The organism is Snuella sedimenti (genome assembly GCF_016428595.1).
GTDB lineage: Bacteria > Bacteroidota > Bacteroidia > Flavobacteriales > Flavobacteriaceae > Snuella > Snuella sedimenti.
This window is the reverse complement of sequence record NZ_JAELVQ010000005.1, coordinates 54,637-76,157: the sequence shown is the minus strand read 5'-3', so window position 1 is coordinate 76,157 and position 21,521 is coordinate 54,637. Positions and strand designations below refer to the sequence as shown.

The following is a 21,521-nucleotide window of genomic DNA, read 5'->3' as shown; positions in this document are numbered from 1 at the left end:
GTTAGTTGTTGCTTGTAATAAGGTTGTTGTTATTGTTTATAGTGTCTTCAAATATTTCTTCTTCATAAGGAATACTGTCCAATTGTACTTTTATGGGTGCTATAAAATCCAGGTATTTCGCTTTTAAACTATCTGAAATAGGCTCGGCCTCCGGCAATTTTTGTCTAAATGGATCCACTTGTTTACCATTCTTCCAGAATCGATAACACACATGGGGGCCTCCGGTATTTCCGGTCATACCAACCCAGCCTATAACATCACCCTGCTTTACATGCTGTCCTACTTTTACCTTACGCTTTTTCATGTGAAGGTATTGGGTTTCGTAGGTGCTATTATGCCTGATCTTAACATAATTACCATTACCACCTGCATAGGTGGATTTCGTTACTGTCCCATTAGCCGTAGCCATAATTGGGGTTCCTACAGCCGCGGCAAAGTCGGTACCTTTGTGTGGACGTACTTTATATCCGTAATAGGCTATTCTACGTCGCAAATTATAGCGAGATGAAATTCGATATCTAAATTTAATCGGGGACTTTAAAAAAGCCCTACGCAAATTTTTAGCATTTTCGTCAAAATAGTCCATAATTCCTTTTACACTGTCGGTTACAAACTCAAAAGCATAAAAGGGTTCATTATTATGTTCAAAATAAGCTGCCTTTACATTGTCTAAACCTGCATAAATTGAGTCTTCTATATACTTATCTGTATATATTATTTTAAACTTGTCGCCTTTTTGCAACTTATAAAAATCTAATGTCCATGCATAAATATCTGCAACAGTATTTGTTAGTATTGGCGACAAATGCAGGCTATCCATAGTCACCGATAAATTGGAATATATGGTTCCTGAAATCTCTTTCTCGACAAACTTAATAGGTTTTTGCCGCTTATAGGCATGAATAGAATCTTGGAAATTAATAACAACATAATCTACCTTATTAGGCTGATAAATAAAACATGTAGGCCTTTGCAAAGAGTCTTTTGTACAGAGTAAGGTGTAGGGTTTGCCTACTTGAAGCCTTCTAATATCAAAAGTGTCTTTTGCTTTTTCGGCGATATGGAATATCTTAGGATAGCCTATTTTATTACGTTCTAGAATTTCCCCAAAACTATCTCCTTTTTTTATTGTATCTCTTTTTACAACAAAATCATTCAAGTTAAACCCAAATTCATAGACTTCGTCAGGTGCTTCTACAACCGCCAGTTCTTCTTCTACTAAAGGTTGTTGTTGCTTGTCTTCTTTACAGCCTAAAAACAGGCTTAGACTTAGCAAGCACGCTATTAAATATTTGATCCCCAATTTTGCAATTCTTCTTCTGTCCATAAGTCTGGAAAAAATATTCTTTTTTGATGTTTTGGATGCATATACTTTACCCATTCACTACCTCCGGTAGCTTCGGCGGTTTTGCCCCCAAGGTTTAAATAATGGTTTGCTGTATTGTAATGTGCCATGACCCACTTTATATTTACTGTGTAATCGTAATGGCGCATGGCTTTTATTAATTCTTTATTCTCTCTATGTTCCTGAGGTAAGGCCTTAAATTTTGTCCACAAATTGTGGGTATTATAAAACTCGGTAAACTTAATAAATTCGCCCTTATATTTTTCTTCAAAAACGCTTAAAGTATAACTCTTTTTACCTGTTTTATAATCTTTACCTGCTGCTTGCCAATACAAATGCTCAAAAGCATGTTCATAAGACGTATTCCTATCTATAGTTTCCCTATAGCGCTTGTCTATTAAATTGATAAGTTCGGTTGATGCGAATTCAATTTTTCGATACTGGGCACTTTGAAAACCACTGGCGGGTGTTAGTGTCGTTCTAAATTTGTTATATTGATCGACATCCATACCGTCCTTCATAATGGTAAACGAAGCGGTAAGCATATCGAAATAACGACTTATGCGCATGAGCTTCGAAGTAAAGACGGTAACGTCTGCAGTATCATTTTTAGCAACTTGTTCAATTTCAACAAGGATCATTTTAAAGAACAACTCGGTTATTTGATGGTACATAATAAATACCATCTCATCTGGTAACGTCGTTCGCTGTACCTGAAGATTTAATAAAGCATCGGTTTGAATGTAATCCCAATAAGTCATGGGTTTACCGTGAAGCAAACCTTCCAACTGAACATTTAGGTCCTGCCCTATTGCTTCATACTTTTTTTTAAGTTGGTCGGTTATTTTTGAGTCCAAAATTTATTTAATTATCAACAACAATTTTGAAAGGATGCTTAAGTCCCTTAAACGCTTCAAGGTCTGCTCTTAACGACCCTACAGCTAGATCTGCTTTAATTCGCAAAGGTACTTTATTTTTGTCTTTCGACACCCAAAGTGTCAAACTTTCTTCTTCTTTAAATACCCTACCCGCCATAACATAAGGCCTAAATTTTAAGGCTTCAACATCTCCAAAATCCGTACTTACTATTTCTTCTCCCAAAAACTGTAGTTTAAAGCCGTAGTTCTCCTTGTCAAAAAACATATCTACCCTTACTTCATCTCCTATTTTTAACGTCCCAACATCTAAATTATTACGCAAATAATAAAATGTAGAAACCATATCTTGAATATTAGGTCTGGTCTCAATTACCGTTTTCTTATTATGTTTTTTATCATTTATATAGGCTAGGTTTTTAGTTTGGTCGAAATCTATTTCAAGATCCTTTGTATAGCCTCCTTCATCAATATTCCTAATGAACTTATAGGGCATAATAGTCTCTTTATCAAAGTAGCTTTCATACCTATCTTTAACCTTAAAAAACCATTTTATCATACCTGTTGTCCATCCTTTACCCACAACATGGTATACATCCTTGTCATTAATCTTAGAATCCCTAACGGTGAGTGTCGCATTACCGGCCTTTAAAAACCCACTGTAGCTCATTTTAAATTTAAACCATTCGCCTACATCAAAAGCCGATTTTTCCTGAGAAAAAACAGGATTTAATGCCAGTAGTGCTATAAGTACTATAAATAGTTGTCTTTTCATTTGCAAAGGGATATCTGTGAATGTAATACCTATTCAACTTTAAATATTTGATTTTAGTATTACGATACAGGAATTACAATTACTGTTCCAAAAGTATTAAAACAATAAAACTCCATCAAAAATAAATGACAGAGTTTTATTGATATTTATAAGATTATGAAGCAAATATCCTTATAGTGTGCCTCTATTTGCTTGTTCTCTTTCAATAGATTCGAAAAGCGCCTTAAAGTTTCCAGCACCAAAACCGCGTGCTCCCATACGCTGAATGATCTCAAAGAACAGGGTTGGCCTATCTTCAACGGGTTTTGTAAAAATTTGAAGCAAATACCCTTCTTCATCTGCATCAACCAAAATCGATAATTTTTGAAGCTCCTTTATGTCTTCTTTCATCATATCCTTATGCTCTCCTAACCTACGTGGAATATCGTCGTAGTAAGCTTGCGGCGGTGGAGGCAAAAACTCAACACCTCTAGCTTTTAATTGGGACACTGTATTAATAATATCATCGGTTGCTACTGCGATATGTTGTACACCTGCGCCTTCATAAAAATCCAAATACTCTTCAATTTGCGAACGTTTCTTTCCTTTTGCCGGCTCATTAATTGGAAATTTTATACGCCCATTACCATTACTCATCACCTTACTCATTAATGCTGAATATTCGGTATGTATCTGTTTATCGTCGAACGACAAAAAGTTTTCAAAGCCCATAACATCCTCATACCATTTTACCCAGGTATTCATTTGTCCCCAGCCTACATTTCCTACCATATGGTCTATGTACTTAAGCCCAACTGGTTTGGGGTTATAATCCGACTCCCAGGCAACAAACCCTGGTAAAAAGGGACCTTTATAATCCTTTCGTTCAACGAACATATGAACTGTTTCTCCATAGGTATAAATACCAGCTCTAACGGCTTGGCCATGCTCATCTTTTTCCACTACCGGTTCCATATAAGACCTAGCACCTCTTTTTATAGTTTCCTCATATGCTTTTCTAGCATCTTCAACCCACAACGCTATAATTTTTACACCGTCTCCATGTTTTACTATATGATCATTAACTGGTGATTCACTGTTTAAAGGTGTCGTTAACACCAACTTGATCTTATCTTGCTTCAGCACATAGCTCACAGTATCTTTTGATCCTGTTTCCAAGCCTTTGTATGCATAGGATTGAAAACCGAATGCTGTCTTGTAAAAGTGCGCTGATTGTTTGGCATTCCCAACGTAAAATTCTACATAATCCGTCCCTAGAAGTGGCAAAAAATCTTGCGCTCCTTCGAATATCTTTTCTAAACCGTAGTCTACTGATTTAACTTCTTTACTCATAACAATAGTGTTTATTTTTTATTCGTTGAATCGTTTAATTAACAACAAATGTTTATGCTTTACTCCTGATTGAAGTGGCTTTCTTTTTGATTTTTATAAAAAAGACATATCAAGAGCAGGAAACAGCTTCAGATTAATAATTTACTCTAACCAAGATTTATAGTAATCTTCATCCGCAATTTTCATTGCTTCTTCTGTTAGCTTTAGTGGTTTAAAAGTATCTACCATTACAGCTAATTCATCAGTTTTTGTTTTCCCTATACTTCGCTCGGCCGCTCCTGGATGTGGACCGTGTGGAATACCTGCCGGGTGCAAGGAAATGTGTCCGACTTCTACATCGTTTCTACTCATAAAATCACCATCAACATAGTACAGCACTTCATCACTATCTATATTACTATGATTATATGGCGCTGGAATGGATTGAGGGTGGTAATCGTATAATCGTGGCACAAAGCTACACACCACAAAGGCATCGGTTTCAAACGTTTGATGCACTGGTGGCGGTTGGTGGATTCGACCGGTAATAGGTTCAAAATCGTGAATAGAAAACGCATACGGATAATTATATCCATCGTACCCTACCACATCAAAAGGATGCGATGCATAGACCATTTCAATAATATCACCTTGCTTCTTTACTTTTATTAAAAACACCCCTTTTTCATTATGAGTTTCCAATGTCTCTGGTTTGCGTATATCGCGCTCACAAAAAGGGGCATGTTCCAATAATTGCCCAAACCAGTTTCTATATCGCTTTGGCGTATATATTGGCCGATGTGACTCTATAATAAAAAGTCTATTCTCTTCGGTATCGAAATCTATTTTATAAATGACTCCCCTTGGGATTAACAGATAATCGCCATACTTAAAATCAAGATTCCCAAGCATGGTACGCAACGTCCCTGAGCCCTTATGAACAAACAGCAACTCATCGGCATCTGTATTCTTGTAAAAGTAGTTTTGTGTAGATTCTTGTGGTGCTGCCAATACAATGGCGCAATCACTATTAACAAGCACCGTTTTTCTACTCTCTAAATAATCCTGTTCTGGTTTTACCTGAAATCCTTTTAACCGATATGATTTAATATTGTTTTCAATAGCAATTTTTGGCTTAACACTGTATTGGTTTTTTATTTCTTTTACCTGCGTTGGGCGCTGTTCATGGTAACTATTTGTATACATCCCATCGAAACCGATGGTTCCAAATAATTGTTCGTAATATAAACTCCCGTCTGGTTTTCTGAATTGAATATGACGTTTGCGAGGAATCGTTCCTAATTTATGATAAAATGGCATTTTTGTAAAATATTAAAATTAAATACTAAAAAAGTAACTTGTATTTATAAACAAGGTTACATTTAACTGTAAGTCAGTATATATAAAGATACAAAAATGCTTGCTTATTCAGGATTTCTCTTGATAAGGTAATGAAGAAATTGCAATAAGTCTTTCCAAAACAACTGCATAACGTTACAAATATCGTAAAAATTTACAGGATACTAAAACCAAAAACCAAGACTAAAAAACCAAATACTTTTTTTAATTTCGGGTGACCATGTATACTTCGCTTCTATAGGCCCAAGAAGTGTTTCGAGGGCATATCCAATAGCATAACCTGTGTAATCTGGTTCAGAAAACCATTCGCCGGTTTCAAAAATGTTGTCTTCTACATTTGCAATATTCGCAGCAATATTTATATGGTTATTCTTAAAAAACTCATAATCCAAAGTTAGTGTCGACTTAACAAAACTATTGCCCGTAAGGGACAGAAAATCATACCCAAAAAACGGAGTATAGTTATTAATTAATTGCGCTCCATAACCTCCTAGAGAAAAATTAAGGTATGGACTTAAATCCTCTCCTATTCTAAAACCTCCTTGTGCCGTTAGGTTTGCTGTAAACTTTGTAGAAAAATCTTGTGAGTAACCTATAGTCGCCTTGGCAATTGATGTCCCTGAGAAATCTTTATTAAGTCCTGATGCGTAAAGGTAACTATGTAAATCTCCCTCAAACAAAAACCCCTTTTTAGGCAAGTATTTATCATCATAGGTGTCAAACTTCAATTTACCAAATAAACTTAAATAATCACTTTTTTCAAAAAACGTTTCTTCATTTGAATTATTGGCGACAATCGTTTCGGAGGCGATCGTTAAATGTTTATGCTCTGCCCCGAGGGTTAAAGCAAAATCCTTTCTAAAAAGCGTCTGTAAATACAACTGATTGGTAAAATCCCCTATTTCAAGCGACAGTTTATTTACATTTATCAAAGCTAATTCTTCTGATGTTAAAATAGTATTTGCCGCTACATTCTGGTTAAATCCATCGAATCGCGACTTAAAACCAACACTCCAGTAAAATCCCCTGTCGACATAATACTCTAAATTGTACCTTACATTATCGCCAAGAATCAAATCGAAAGACAATACATCATTTTTAGTAAAGGTTCTTTTTTTGGTAAAATTGATCAGCGCAGAGCTTTTGTATAAATCATCAAAATGCACCCCTAATTTAAAAAACATAGTTTTTGAGCTTTCTTCTAAAGAAGCATACATGTCGTAGCCTTCTTCACTTTTTGAGGACTCCAAATGGTACAAAAAATTATCAAAATTATTGGTTGCTACCAAATTATTCACCCCTTTATAAAAATGATCGTAACTAACTTTTTCTCTCGCTTTAAATTTTAACTTACCCAACACATAGGATCGTGTATAATTTTTATTTCCTTTAAGCGTTACCGAATTAATTTTTATGCTATCTACCCGTTTTATTTCTGGTCGCTTAATAGTATTGGTTTGATCCTGATTTGAATGTATTTCTTTAAACACCTCAGCATATTTTAAAGCTGCAATGTGCCCTTGCTTCATAAGCTGTTCACTTGAATCAAAAGAAACCACAGTAAAATCCTTAACTTCCGGTTTTATATAAACATCTGTTTTTTTTGACTTCAAGCGCATATCGTTAATCGTTCGGTAATTATTAATTTGAAGTAAAATCTCAGGAGCTGATGTGAGTTCTTTTCTAGTTGCTAAACTGTCCTGTACATCGGCTCCAACAATAATATCAACCCCTTTTTGCTTAACCTCATCTATAGGGTAATTATTTACTACGCCACCGTCAACCAAAAGCTGGTCATTGACAATAACCGGTTGAAATAATGAGGGAAAGGCACCACTCGCCATTATGGATTGTGCCAAATTCCCTTTATCCAAAATTACTGCCTTACCGGTTTCTATATTAGTAGCAACGCAAAAAAATGGAATTGGTAAATCATTAAAGTCTTCGATATCGTTTACATGTAACAATAATCTTGAAAGCATTCCATAGGCATTTTGACCTCTTGAAAGCGCCGAAGGCAACTTAATCTTGAAATTATCAAAAGGCAAGACAATGGCATATTTCTCTGAATTCTCACGTTCATAGAATGTTTTAGAAGCTCTTGGCAAATTATCGTTCAATATATCATCGAAGTTAGCATTCTTAAAAATAGCTTCAATTTGTTTCCCTGAATAGCCTGAAGCATACAAAGCTCCTATAATAGCCCCCATACTGGTTCCGCCTATGTAATCTATACGTACCCCTAAGCTATCTATAACTTTAAGCACACCTACATGAGCCAAACCTTTTGCGCCTCCACCACTAAGCACCAAACCTACTTTTATATCCTTTTTATCTGTCTCCTGAGCAAAGCCAGAAACACAAATAAAATATAAGATTATAGCTAGTGCGTATTTCATTTTTTATGGTAATGGTTATAAATTTTTTCTGCTCTTGAAACGCCTACCACAGCTTCTAGTTCATCCAACTTGGCATTTACAATTCGTTTTACGGATTTAAAGTGCTTTAGTAAAACCACTATTGTTTTTTCTCCTACTCCGGGAATCGTTTCTAGCTCTGTATTTAACGCACTTTTACTTCGTTTATTTCTATGATGTTCTATCCCAAACCTATGTGCTTCATTACGCAGTTGTTGAATTACTTTTAAGGTTTCACTTTTCTTATCTAAATATAAAGGAATTGGATCATTTGGGTAAAATAATTCTTCCAAACGTTTCGCAATTCCGACAATTGCAATCTTCCCTCTTAAGTTAAGCGCATCCAAGCTCTTTAAAGCAGAGGACAATTGCCCTTTTCCGCCATCAATAATAATAAGCTGAGGTAATGGCTGCTCCTCTTCAAGCAATCGTTTGTAGCGCCTGTATACTACCTCTTCCATAGATGCAAAATCATCGGGACCAACTACTGTTTTAATATTAAAATGACGATAGTCCTTCTTACTTGGTCTTCCATCTTTAAAAACCACACATGCTGCTACGGGATTAGTACCTTGAATATTGGAATTATCAAAACATTCAATATGCCTAGGCTCTTCCGAAAGCCTTAAATCTGCTTTCATTTGTGCCATAATCCTATTAACATGCCTGTCTGGATCGGTTATTTTTATTTGTTTAAACCGCTCCATTCTATAATACTTGGCATTGCGAAGTGACAAATCCAAAATATGCTTCTTATCTCCCAATTTAGGAATGGTTACCTTAACATCGTTTCCCAAATCAATTTTAAAAGGCACGTAAATTTCTTTGGATTTAGAATTGAAACGCTGCCTTATTTCTGTTACGGCCAATTCTAACAACTCTCGATCGCTTTCATCTAATTTCTTTTTTACCTCTAAGGTATGTGATCGGATAATGGATCCGTAAGACAATTGTAAAAAATTAATATAACCATAACTTTCGTCACTGGTTATTGAAAACACATCCACATTACTAATTTTAGGATTTACAATAGTAGAACGCGCTTGATAGTTCTCTAATACCTCAATCTTTTCTTTTATTTTTTGCGCTTCTTCAAACTGCATATCTGCTGCCAATTGTTTCATCTGTAATTTGAATTGCGACAGCGAGTCTTTAAAATTCCCTTTTAATATTTCTTTAATTGCTTTGACGTTTTCATTGTATTCCTGTTCGGTTTCCAAACCTTCACAGGCACCTCTACAGTTTCCCAAATGATACTCTAAGCAGACTTTATACTTTCCTGCTTCAATTTTAGATTCAGACAAATGGTAATTACATGTTCTTAAACTGTACAAGCCTTTAATCAGGCCTAACAAAGTCGATACGGTTTTCATACTAGTATAAGGCCCAAAATATTCGCTTCCATCCTTAATAACACGTCGTGTGGAAAACACTCTTGGGAAACGTTCATTTTTAATACAAATCCACGGATACGATTTGTCATCTTTCAGCATGACGTTATAACGCGGTTGGTATTTTTTTATCAGGTTATTTTCCAACAGCAAAGCATCTGTTTCGGTATCGACAACAATATGCTTGATACTCGCTATTTTTTTTACTAGTACTCTGGTCTTACCACTATCGTGTATCTTTGTAAAATAGGAACTAACACGCTTTTTTAAATTCTTAGCTTTTCCAACATAGAGAATAGTACCTTCTGCGTCGTAATATTGATATACACCAGGGGCATTTGGCAAGGTTTTTAATTGTATGTCCAAAGTTGGTTTATCCATTCAACCAAAGGTAATTATTTTAATTTTTTATCGCTTAAATACAATCTTATAATTCTATTAAAAGAATTTCTTGAAACGAACTATCCCCGAGACGGAGCCTTGGGGAATTCTTTTCGATTAAACTTTTAATGTTAAATACGTTTTTGAATTAACTAATTTGCTACATTGCGCCACTTTTAAAAACACTAAATGAGCAAACAAATAATAGGAAGAGTCGATAAGATTGACTTTCCTAAGCTTAATTTATTCAATATAGATGTCAAAATAGATACCGGTGCCTATACATCGGCAATTCATTGCTCGAAAATTATTGAAGAAAACAACACTTTGCGGTGTACTTTTTACAGCAAAGGACACCCTAATTTTAGTGGTAAGGAGGTTGTTTTTAATACCTTTTCACGTACAAACGTAAAAAGCAGTAATGGTTTAAAGGAAAATAGGTATAAAATAAAATCTGAAGCCATATTTTTTGGAAAAACATATAAGATTAACTTAACTTTAAGCACACGCGACGATATGAAATTTCCTGTACTTATAGGCAGGCAATTTTTAAAACGAAAATTTATTGTAGATGTGGATTTAGAAAATATATCCTACAATCTTAAGACCTTATGAATATAGTAATCCTTTCTAGAAACCAGCATTTATACTCAACCAACCGTCTAAGGTTTGAAGGCGAAAAACGAGGGCATAAAATTGAAATTATTGATCCCTTAAAATGCGACATCATTATTGAAAAGGAAAAGCCAACTATTTTTTATAAAGACCGTTATTTAGACTATGTAGATGCCGTTATACCTAGAATTGGTGCTTCTGTCACGTTTTATGGTTGTGCCGTTGTAAGGCAATTTGAAATGATGAACGTGTTTACCATAGCAAGATCTGAAGCTATCCAGCGCTCTAGGGACAAACTTAGAAGCTTACAAAGCCTTAGTAAAGCTGGTATAGGCATGCCTAAAACGGTATTCACAAATTATTCTCGCGATGTAGAAGAAGTTATTGAACATGTTGGAGGTGTACCGGTAATCATTAAGCTTTTAGAGGGCACACAAGGCCTAGGTGTTGTTTTGGCCGAAACCAAAAATGCTGCCGAATCTGTACTGGAAGCTTTTAATGGCCTTGAAGCAAGAGTAATTGTTCAGGAGTTCATAAAGGAGGCTGGTGGTGCCGATTTGAGAGCTTTAATCGTGGATGGTCAAGTTGTTGGTGCTATGAAACGACAAGGAAAGGATGGGGAATTCCGATCTAACTTGCACCGAGGGGGCTCTGCCAATATTATAAAGCTAAACGAATCCGAATTACGATTAGCGATTAATGCAGCACGTGCCCTAAAATTGCCTGTATGTGGTGTTGACATGCTGCAATCTTCCAGAGGGCCATTACTTTTGGAAGTAAACTCAACCCCAGGACTAGAAGGTATTGAAGCTGCTACTGGTAAAAACATAGCCAAAAGCATTATAACTTATATTGAAAGAAACAGAAGATAACATTCTAGATGGCTAAAACCAATAACAACATTTTAACAATCCTAGGTATAGATATTGAACCTGGGGCAAGTAAGGAAGCAAGTTTTGATGTTGCCAAACTGCACACGTCTTCTTCGGTAAATGTTCCTGTTATTATAGAGCGCTCTAAAAAACCTGGCCCAACTGTATTATTCACCGCTGGAATCCACGGCGATGAAGTTAACGGTGTAGAGATTGTAAGGCAACTTATAGCCAAGGGGATTAACAAACCTAAATGCGGCACCATTATTTGTATTCCGGTAATCAATATCTTTGGTTTTATTAATTTAAAACGTGAGTTCCCGGACGGCAGGGATTTAAACCGTTCATTTCCTGGTTCGGCCGAAGGCTCTTTAGCCAGCAGGGTGGCCCACAAGTTAATTCACGAAATAGTTCCGTACGTTGACTATATAATTGATTTCCATACTGGAGGTTCTGGGCGGTTTAACGCACCTCAATTACGCATTGTAAAAGACGATAAACCCCTAAACGACCTAGCTAAAGTATTTGGTGCGCCTTTTGTTTTATACTCAAAAAATTTAAACAAATCGTTTCGAAACACTTGCTATAAATTAGGCAAACCCTTATTGCTTTTTGAAGGCGGCAAATCATTTCACATCGATCCAATTGTAACAAATTATGGGGTGAATGGTTCTAAACGGATATTGCACCACTTAGGGATGTTAAACTCAAAATTCAAGGTGTCAGCTCCCAAAAAAGATTGTGTTTATGTCGATGAAAGTCGTTGGCAACGTGCTCACTTATCAGGCATGTTCAAGGCATCTATTAAAATTGGAGCTAATGTAAAAAAAGGCGATGTTATTGGAAACATTACCGACCCTTATGGCAAACTTAATTATTTTGTAAAAGCCGAATCCTCGGGCTATATTATTAATGTTAACGAATCACCCATCGTTTACCAAGGTGATGCATTGTTCCATATAACTACTAAATTAAAATTCTAAATTGGTTTATGAATAAATCGCAATTGCGAAAAACATATAAAGCGCTTCGTAATAAATTGTCTACCAACCAGATTCATGATTTAAGTGTATCAGTAGCCAATCAGGTCTTAAAATTACCTATCTGGACTTATGATTTTTACCATATATTCCTTTCTATTGAAGAACATAAAGAAGTAAACACAGAATACATAATGAGTATACTGTCTGGCAAGGACAAACATATTGTAGTTCCAAAAAGTGACTTTAAAACAGGCTCCATGAGTCATTATTTACTAACAGACAACACCCCAATAAAGAAAAATAATTATAACATTCCCGAACCTGTTAATGGCATTGAAATTGAACCCAATAAAATTGACGTTGTTTTTGTTCCACTTTTAGCCTTCGACGAAACAGGGAATCGAGTAGGTTATGGCAAAGGATTTTACGATCGGTTTTTAGCTGACTGTAAACCAGAAACTATTAAAATAGGGCTTTCTTTTTTTGAAGCTGAAACTAAAATTACAGATGTTTTTGAAAGCGATGTTACATTAGATTTCTGTGTGACCCCTGAAAAGATTTATAAATTTTAATCCTCACAACTCTCACAATAGGCTTTTCTCAAATATTCATCTTCCAATAGCTGGAACGTCACGCCTCCATTTTCTACAGAATTAAACAATTTGCAAAATCGCTGTTGATTCATATTGATAGCATTTAACATAATTGTTCTATAATTTGGGTCTCGCGTAAGTTGTTTGTTTATTAACGTTAAGTTTAAATAGTAAAACAATAAATCTTCATCAACATCAATACTTCTTACCTTTCTATCTAACAGTTCTACCGCCATATCATGACTGGCATAATAACTAAAAAACTGAGCTAAACTTAAATAATCGTAATCAGATAAAGGAAACTTTTTATAATTATTGTGTATGAATGTAATGGATTGGTCTTTATTAGTATAATCTTTTTTCTCCATTAAATTTTCTGCTTTAATGATATGATAATTTACCATCATTCTTGCGATAAGGGAACTCGGTAAGACATAATTTTTTAAAGCTAAGATTTGTTTTTGTAACGCTTCTTCATCCACATCTATCGCTTTAAAACGCCATAAAACTATTTTAAGAGCGGCCAAATTATATTTTATTTCTCTATCTCTAGGCACTAACTTTTCAAGTGCTAATAGTTCGTTATAAACAATTAAAGCCTGTCTAAAATCCAACATATACTTATAGGCAGCATTCTTATTCAATATTTTAGCAAATTTGACCTCCTTTGGAATAGTCATCTTTTGCAAAATATCTGCAGAGGCTTCCTTTATTTTTATTTTTTCAAAAATTGAATTTTGAATTTCTTTGGCTTCACCTACCTTTCCTAAAGCCACAGCTTTATTAAATATTGCGAGCAATGCGTTAGCAGACTCGGCACTGTACTTGTCCTTTTTTTCTAACTCTAGTTCTAATACAGCTTTTCTATGGTTTTTAAAAATAGGCTCCATTTCCCTAGATAATGCCCCCGCTATTTTTTCTCTAACACCTTCTTTAGTTAACGACGACAAAAACTCATATTTAGTCCCCTTAATATCGTTGAAAAACTCAACCCAGTTTTCAGACGAAGACACCTGTGTTTTAATGGTCGATTTCTGAAATGACTGTAACGCAGAAACAATACTATTCGCCCTTAGTTGCTGCAATTCTATATTACGATGCGCAACTCCTTCTATTGAAGCGTATGCTTTAATATTTATAGTTTTAATATTAAAATCTGTTAATCGTAAGGAGTCATAAATTGGTTTTATATCTGCTTGTGAATAACTGGATTTGTTCTTTTTAAAAGGAATCTTAAATTTTAGTGTTTTGTTACGAATCACATAATCTTTATCCGCCGATGCTTTTATTTCTTTTGGGCTGTAGGTCAAAGAATCCAAATACATGCCCATATCTAACAAATCCCACGCATAAAATTCCAGATCATAAATAACATAATATCGACACAAGTTTTTATTACTTAAAAACAAAATGTTAAACTCTAATTTGTCATTAAGTAACCCATCTGGTATTTTTCCAACCAATACTCTAAATCTATTGTCGTCATAGGTCTTTAACCCACTTTTCAGTTCTTTAGAATAAACTGGTTTAAGTAAATCCCCTTTAATTTGAGTATTGTTTATCGGCTCCGATTCACAGGCATAGCGATCTTTCATAACAATATCTACTGCCACACCATCACCTGCATTATTAAACAATAAATTGAACCAATTTCTATCGTTTACTTCAAAAAAAAGCTTGTCGTTTTCTCTCTTGATAGAAAACTTAACCTCTGAAGGTTTCTGGTTAAAGATCTGGAAACATAATTTACACTTTTGATCCCTATCTGTGCCTGGAAAAACAATATCATAGGTATTTTGAGACAACACATAACTTGCTGAAAGCAATAGGAATAATGACAAGATGAGAGGTTTACCTTTCATTAACTGAGGGAAATTAAATTGGGTATTTAATAATAGCAATTAAAGATAACAAATTAACTTGACGTGAAAAAAAACTTACTTGTTAAGTTATTACTAAAAGATTAAGAGGGTGTTTAAAATTGATTTTTGGAATTTATGATCGACAGCCCTCCGAAGATTGACTTAAGACCCCTACGCCTTTAGATTAAAGAAAGTAGACTGGTCTATTTTAAGAGTTGCTTTTATTCTCAAAAAATAAACTCTTTAAAGGTTTTCTGTCATGCAAAACAGGAAAATGTAAAGTACTTATATTCAATTTACCATTATTCTTTATATAGCAGTGAAACGATCTTGCTTCAAACGTTTAGGATGCTAATGGTTTATTATAAGAATAGATAGTGCAATAAACTTGAAAGATATAATTTACAGCAGGTACAAATTCTATTTCAAGCTTAAAATGGTAAAGCTTATTTTTTTGGAAATGCTTTCTTATTAAATACAATAAGCATAATAAACCCTGTGCTTATTGCCATGTCTGCTATATTAAAAACGGGCTCGAAAAAATTAAAACGTTTACCACCATAAAATGGAACCCAACTAGGCAAATCGATCTCAAATAAAGGAAAATACAGCATATCTACAACGCGTCCATGTAATAGCGCATCGTAACCTCCGGATTCTGGTAAAAAAGTAGCTACCTGACTTGAGCTTCCATCAAATAGAACACCATAAAATACGGAATCTATAATATTACCTAAAGCACCTGCAAAAATTAAGGCAATAGCCAAAATTAATACCTTAGGGCTTTGTTTCCTCGTCGCATCATATAACCAATAACCTATACCAAATATCGCTACTATTCTAAAAAGTGTTAAGGCCACTTTAGCCGTTCTATCGGAGATAAATGACACAAAATCACTAATTTTTGTTCCCCAAGCCATGCCATCATTTTCTATAAAATAGATTTGAAACCATTCAAACACTTTAACACTCTCCTGAAGCGTAAAATGTGTTTTAATGTATACCTTGCTTATTTGGTCAATAAGCAAAACAACAACAATTATAAATACAGACTTTTTTAACGACATAACACTAACTAAATAACTGGTAGTACTTTTTATTTAAGAGCATAAATTTACAATTAGCAAAAAAATTGCCGTTGTTGCTCCGTTCCAAAAAGTTTAAAACGTTTCATAAAAAACGCCTCAAAATATGAGACGTTTATATATTGTTTATTTTTTATAATTTTAAATATACAACACCCAAACTCGTCTTTTTAAAACTTAAAATTATGGATGCCATATATGGTATTAACAATGTCTATTGCATATTCTTAGCTTCAATACTTAGAGTTGCATGAGGTACTAGTTCTAATCTTTTTTTATTAATTAATTTTCCTGTAACGCGGCATACACCATAGGTCTTGTTCTCTATTCTGATAAGCGCATTCTTTAAATCTCGAATAAACTTTTCTTGCCTAATGGCTAATTGCGAATTCGATTCTTTGCTCATCACCTCACTGCCTTCATCAAATGCTTTAAAAGTAGGCGATGTATCTTCGGTGCCGTTATTATGATCATTCATATAGGCACTTTTAATAAGCTCTAAATCGTGTTGCGCCTTCTTAATCTTTTCTTGAATCAACACTTTGAATTCAGCTAATTCCTTATCTGAATATCTTACATTGGTATCTAAGGCCATAACTTTAATGTTTTAGTATAAACAATTTGGTATTTACATCATCGAAAGCAATTTCTATACCGTTATCTAATTTATCAATAATTTCAAGTTCGTCTGTTAATGTTTCTGTTTTTATGTACGCTATATTAGCATCAACAGCATTAACAATATGTTCATCTTTTTGAAGCTTAACATCTATTCTATCTGTCACTTCAAAGCCTGAATCCTTACGCAAATTCTGAATACGATTCACCAATTCCCTAGCAATTCCTTCCCTTCTTAATGCATCAGTAATCGTAACATCCAGAGCTACTGTTAAGGCGCCTTCATTAGCAACAAGCCACCCTTCAATATCTTGCGAGGTAATCTCTACATCCTCAATGTCTAAAGTAATATTTTTTCCATTAATATCAAGCTCTAAAGAGCCATTTTGTTCAATTTTTTTGATATCTTGGGCACCTAACTGACTTATAGCACTAGAAATCAACCTCATATCTTTACCAAAGCGCGGCCCTAACACTTTAAAATTAGGTTTAATTTGCTTAACCAAAATATCTGAAGCATCCTCCAAAAGCTCAACCTCCTTAACATTTACTTCATGCTTTATCAAATCTGAAACTGCCAGAATCTCTTCTTTTTGTTGCTGACTGTCAATTGGTATCATGATTTTTTGAAGCGGTTGACGTACTTTTATCTTTTCTTTAGCCCTTAACGACAAAACTAAAGACGATATTGTTTGGGCACTTTCCATTTTTCGTTCCAAACTTTTATCTACAAAAGCTTCATTATAAACAGGAAAATTAGCCAAATGCACACTTTCGAACGCTTCTTTCTTTGTTACCGAATTTAAATCCAAATACAGCCTATCCATAAAGAATGGTGCTATTGGCGCACCTAACTTAGCAATAGTAACCATACAGGTATACAGTGTTTGATAAGCTGAAATTTTATCTTCTTGGTAATCTCCTTTCCAAAAACGCCTTCTACTTAAACGCACAAACCAATTACTTAAATAGTCTTGTGTAAAATCGGAAATAACCCTTGCTGCCTTTGTTGGCTCATAATCGGCATAATAGGCATCTACCTTTTTAATTAAGGTATGTAATTCTGATAAAATCCAACGATCGATTTCTGGGCGTTCCTCTAAAGGAATATCAGCTTCGCTATATGTAAACTTGTCAAGATTAGTATATAGTTGAAAGAATGAATAGGTATTATATAAAGTTCCAAAAAACTTACGCTTCACTTCCTCTACACCCTCAGCATCAAACTTTAAGTTATCCCAAGGGTTGGCATTGGAAATCATATACCAACGCGTTGCATCGGCACCATAAGTCCCAAGCGTTTCAAAAGGATCGACGGCGTTCCCTAAACGCTTTGACATTTTTTGTCCGCTCTTATCTAAAACCAAACCGTTTGACACCACATTTTTATAGGCAACAGAATCGAAAACCATGGTTCCAATAGCATGCAAGGTATAAAACCAACCACGTGTTTGGTCTACGCCCTCAGCAATAAAATCGGCTGGATACGTTGTGCCTTTATCAATTAAATCGGCGTTCTCGAACGGATAATGCCATTGTGCATATGGCATAGATCCCGAATCGAACCAAACATCAATTAAGTCACTCTCTCGACGCATCGGCTGCCCCAAAGGAGACACCAATACAATCTCATCTACTATATTTTTATGAAGATCTATTTTGGCGTAGTTATCTTCTGAGTTGTTGCCAACTTCAAAATCTTCAAAGATATCTTTATCTAAAACACCTGCTGACACCGCTTTGGCCATTTCTACTTTCAACTCTTCAACCGAGCCAATGCAAATCTCTTCTTTACCATCTTCGGTACGCCAAATTGGTAACGGAATACCCCAATAACGCGAACGCGATAAATTCCAATCGTTGGCATTAGCCAACCAGTTACCAAATCGTCCAGTACCCGTTGCTTTTGGTTTCCAGTTAATGGTTTCGTTCAGTTCGAACATACGTTCTTTAACGTCCGTCACTTTTACAAACCACGAATCTAACGGATAGTATAAAATAGGCTTATCGGTTCTCCAACAATTAGGATAACTGTGCTTGTATTTTTCAACCTTAAAGGCTTTATTTTCTTCTTTTAATTTGATGGCCAACTCAACATCAACCGAACGCTCTGGCGCTTCGCCTTCATTGTAATATTCATTCTTTACATACTTACCTGCCAGCTCCCCCATTTCGGGTCTAAAACGCCCTTGCAAATCTACTAACGGCACTAAATTCCCGTTTTCGTCTTTTACCAACATTGGTGGCACTTCTGGAGTTGCTTGTTTAGCAACCAAAGCATCATCTGCTCCAAAGGTTGGTGCCGTATGTACAATTCCGGTACCATCTTCAGTCGTTACAAAATCACCAGAAATGATTCTAAAAGCATTTTCGGGATTATCATTTGGCAAGGCATATGGCAATAACTGTTCGTAAGTTGCTCCTACTAGTTCACTTCCTTTGAATTCCTTAACAACATAAAAAGGAATCTTCTTGTCGCCTGCTTTATAGTCTTGTAATGCCGATTGTTCTTCAACTGGTTTAAACTTACCATCAAATTGTTTAGAAAGTAATGGTTTTGCCAAAACAACCTTTATAGGCTCGAATGTATACTGATTATACGTCTCGACCAATACGTAATCAATTTTTGCCCCTACGGTTAGTGCCGTATTACTTGGAAGCGTCCAAGGCGTAGTCGTCCATGCCAGAAAATGAATATCACCTTCGTTCTGCAAAAAGTCTGGTAACGAAGCCTTGTTTGCCTTAAATTGCGCCACAACAGTAGTATCGGTAACATCTTGATAGGTCCCTGGTTGATTTAACTCGTGTGAGCTTAATCCGGTACCTGCTTTTGGCGAATAGGGCTGTATCGTGTAGCCTTTGTAAAGCAAGTCTTTATTATAAATTTGCTTTAATAGCCACCAAACACTCTCCATATATTTAGGCTCGTAAGTAATATATGGATCGTCCATATCTACCCAATAGCCCATTTTTTCGGTTAAATCATTCCAAATACCTGTATAACGCATCACTGCTTTTCTACATGCAGCATTGTACGCCTCAACCGAAATGGTTTTCCCAATATCTTCCTTTGTTATGCCTAACTCCTTTTCTACACCTAATTCAATTGGCAAACCATGCGTATCCCAACCTGCTTTACGCTTTACTTGATACCCTTTTTGTGTTTTATAACGACAGAAAATATCTTTTATGGCTCGTGCCATAACATGGTGTATTCCCGGAAGGCCATTTGCAGATGGAGGCCCTTCAAAAAACACAAAAGATTGGTTGCCCTCTCGTGACGTTACACTTTTTTCAAATATATTATTCTCTTGCCAATACTTTAGAATTTCTTCAGATGTTTTTGACAAGTCAAGTCCTTTATACTCAGGAAATTTAGCACTCATGGTATCAATATTCTAATCGAGCTGCGAAATTAATGAATTTTGACAAAATAGCGCGTATCGATCACTATAATTTAACATCATTGCAAAGGGCTTAACTCCCGAGTAATTTTTGGGATTTGTTCTTTTATTGATAAGCACTGCCATAACACCTCATGGCAGCAATAAAACAGGGAGATTACTTTGCAGAACACAACGACAAACATGACACTACTACACCCTAAACTATAAACCCTACCAGATCCTCTATTTTAGAGACCAATTGAATTTTAATTGCAGTATTTTTAAGAGATATTTTATTGTATTTAGATACAAAAATAGTGGAGAATCCAAGTTTTTCTGCTTCCAAAATGCGCTGTTCTACGCGTTGCACAGGACGAATTTCTCCCGAGAGACCAACTTCGGCTGCAAAGCAAACATCTTTTTGAAGCGCAACATCTTCATTCGAGGATAAAATGGAAGCGACCACAGCCAAATCGATTGCCGGATCATCAACGGTAATACCCCCGGTGATATTCAAGAATACATCTTTAGCACCTAACCTAAAACCAGCTCGTTTTTCTAAAACAGCCAGTAACATATTTAATCGTTTTACATTAAAACCGGTAGCACTGCGTTGCGGCATACCATAAACGGCCGTACTTACTAAAGCCTGCACCTCTATCATTAAAGGACGCATGCCTTCAAGTGTTGCCGCAATAGCATTCCCAGACAATTCTTCATCCTTTTTGGACACAAGAAGTTCTGATGGGTTTGTTACTTCCCGCAATCCTGAACCCCGCATCTCATAAATACCTAGCTCGTTAGTAGATCCAAATCGGTTTTTATGTGCCCTTAAAATGCGAAACACATGGTTACGATCACCTTCAAATTGCAAGACCGTATCGACCATATGCTCCAATATTTTAGGTCCTGCAATATGCCCATCTTTAGTAATATGTCCGATTAACAAAACCGGTGTTGCGGTTTCTTTGGCAAACTTAATAAGCTCGGCTGTACACTCTTTTATTTGGGAAATACTTCCAGACGATGACTCGATATAATCACTGTGCAAGGTCTGTATAGAGTCCACAATAACAATATCCGGTTCTAAAGCTTCAATTTGCTTAAATATATTTTGTGTTTTTGTTTCTGTTAAAATGTAACAATTATTGTTATCGGGATTAATGCGTTCGGCTCGCATTTTTATTTGCTTCTGACTTTCTTCACCTGAAACATACAAGGTTTTATACGGCAACTTTAATGAAATTTGAAGCAACAGCGTACTTTTCCCAATTCCAGGCTCCCCTCCTAACAATGTTAAAGATCCTGGCACAATTCCCCCTCCTAAAACACGATTGAACTCACCATCCAGTGTATCCATTCTTGGTTCCTGGGACAAGTCGATGTCTTTAATTCGCAAAGGAACAGCCGCTTGTTTTACTGTTGATGTTGGTGATTTCCAATCATTCTTTTCTGCTTTTTGGATCACTTCTTCAACAATGGTGTTCCACGCCTTACAGGCATTGCATTGCCCTTGCCACTTTGCATATTGCGTACCACAACTTTGACAAAAAAAAGTCGTTTTTACTTTTGCCATTTACTTCGCTTTATATTTTATATATAGGCTATAGCTCTCATCTTCTTAAAATTAATTCAACACTATATACCCAAACA

The 21,521-nt window shown here is 35.5% G+C and carries 16 protein-coding genes; 4 read left to right on the top strand and 12 right to left on the bottom strand.

Going from position 1 to position 21,521, the window contains the following annotated elements; genetic code table 11:
* Window position 1: 1 nt before the first annotated feature.
* The 7 genes from JF259_RS05655 to uvrC form a co-directional block, all read right to left on the bottom strand.
* Entirely contained in the window at window positions 2-1,327 is a 1,326-nt protein-coding gene (locus JF259_RS05655; protein ID WP_199114338.1) for a M23 family metallopeptidase, read from the bottom strand.
* A complete protein-coding gene (locus JF259_RS05650) occupies window positions 1,285-2,202 on the bottom strand; it encodes a tryptophan 2,3-dioxygenase family protein (protein ID WP_199114337.1) in 918 nt (305 codons plus the stop codon). The genes JF259_RS05655 and JF259_RS05650 overlap by 43 nt, the downstream gene beginning before the upstream one ends.
* Before the next feature lie 7 nt (window positions 2,203-2,209).
* Window positions 2,210-2,995, bottom strand: coding sequence for a DUF3108 domain-containing protein (locus tag JF259_RS05645; RefSeq protein ID WP_199114336.1), 786 nt, complete (start codon window positions 2,993-2,995; stop codon window positions 2,210-2,212).
* A gap of 171 nt (window positions 2,996-3,166) precedes the next feature.
* On the bottom strand, window positions 3,167-4,327 hold the full coding sequence (hppD, locus tag JF259_RS05640) for a 4-hydroxyphenylpyruvate dioxygenase (protein WP_199114335.1): 1,161 nt from the start codon (window positions 4,325-4,327) through the stop codon (window positions 3,167-3,169).
* A 141-nt stretch (window positions 4,328-4,468) separates the two neighbouring features.
* The gene (locus JF259_RS05635) at window positions 4,469-5,626 is read right to left on the bottom strand and encodes a homogentisate 1,2-dioxygenase (protein WP_199114334.1); all 1,158 of its coding nucleotides are present in this window, start codon (window positions 5,624-5,626) and stop codon (window positions 4,469-4,471) included.
* A gap of 203 nt (window positions 5,627-5,829) precedes the next feature.
* The gene (locus tag JF259_RS05630) at window positions 5,830-8,064 is read right to left on the bottom strand and encodes a patatin-like phospholipase family protein (protein WP_199114333.1); all 2,235 of its coding nucleotides are present in this window, start codon (window positions 8,062-8,064) and stop codon (window positions 5,830-5,832) included.
* Complete coding sequence (gene uvrC / locus JF259_RS05625; RefSeq protein ID WP_199114332.1) at window positions 8,061-9,854, bottom strand: excinuclease ABC subunit UvrC; 1,794 nt, start codon at window positions 9,852-9,854, stop codon at window positions 8,061-8,063. Before uvrC ends, JF259_RS05630 begins: the two co-directional genes overlap by 4 nt.
* Window positions 9,855-10,043: 189 nt before the next feature.
* On the opposite strand from uvrC, the gene JF259_RS05620 reads away from it, so the two are divergent.
* The 4 genes from JF259_RS05620 to JF259_RS05605 are packed head-to-tail and all read left to right on the top strand — an operon-like array spanning window position 10,044 to window position 12,896.
* Window positions 10,044-10,469 (top strand): ATP-dependent zinc protease family protein, encoded by a 426-nt coding sequence (locus JF259_RS05620; RefSeq protein ID WP_199114331.1) that lies wholly within the window; start codon window positions 10,044-10,046, stop codon window positions 10,467-10,469.
* Window positions 10,466-11,341 carry a 30S ribosomal protein S6--L-glutamate ligase gene (gene rimK / locus JF259_RS05615; protein ID WP_199114330.1) on the top strand — a complete coding sequence of 292 codons (876 nt, stop codon included), beginning with the start codon at window positions 10,466-10,468 and terminating at the stop codon, window positions 11,339-11,341. Before JF259_RS05620 ends, rimK begins: the two co-directional genes overlap by 4 nt.
* An 8-nt stretch (window positions 11,342-11,349) precedes the next feature.
* On the top strand, window positions 11,350-12,324 hold the full coding sequence (locus JF259_RS05610) for a succinylglutamate desuccinylase/aspartoacylase family protein (protein ID WP_199114329.1): 975 nt from the start codon (window positions 11,350-11,352) through the stop codon (window positions 12,322-12,324).
* An 8-nt stretch (window positions 12,325-12,332) separates the two neighbouring features.
* The gene (locus JF259_RS05605; protein ID WP_199114328.1) at window positions 12,333-12,896 is read left to right on the top strand and encodes a 5-formyltetrahydrofolate cyclo-ligase; all 564 of its coding nucleotides are present in this window, start codon (window positions 12,333-12,335) and stop codon (window positions 12,894-12,896) included.
* Here the strand turns inward: JF259_RS05605 and JF259_RS05600 are convergent.
* The 5 genes from JF259_RS05600 to radA form a co-directional block, all read right to left on the bottom strand.
* Complete coding sequence (locus JF259_RS05600) at window positions 12,893-14,758, bottom strand: hypothetical protein (protein WP_233164126.1); 1,866 nt, start codon at window positions 14,756-14,758, stop codon at window positions 12,893-12,895. The genes JF259_RS05605 and JF259_RS05600 overlap by 4 nt on opposite strands.
* 467 nt (window positions 14,759-15,225) lie before the next feature.
* Complete coding sequence (locus JF259_RS05595) at window positions 15,226-15,846, bottom strand: lipoprotein signal peptidase (protein WP_199114326.1); 621 nt, start codon at window positions 15,844-15,846, stop codon at window positions 15,226-15,228.
* 232 nt (window positions 15,847-16,078) lie between these two features.
* Complete coding sequence (locus JF259_RS05590) at window positions 16,079-16,459, bottom strand: TraR/DksA family transcriptional regulator (protein WP_199114325.1); 381 nt, start codon at window positions 16,457-16,459, stop codon at window positions 16,079-16,081.
* Window positions 16,460-16,463: 4 nt separating this feature from the next.
* Complete coding sequence (gene ileS, locus JF259_RS05585; protein WP_199114324.1) at window positions 16,464-19,868, bottom strand: isoleucine--tRNA ligase; 3,405 nt, start codon at window positions 19,866-19,868, stop codon at window positions 16,464-16,466.
* Window positions 19,869-20,085: 217 nt separating this feature from the next.
* A complete protein-coding gene (gene radA / locus JF259_RS05580) occupies window positions 20,086-21,444 on the bottom strand; it encodes a DNA repair protein RadA (RefSeq protein WP_199114323.1) in 1,359 nt (452 codons plus the stop codon).
* Window positions 21,445-21,521: the final 77 nt, after the last annotated feature.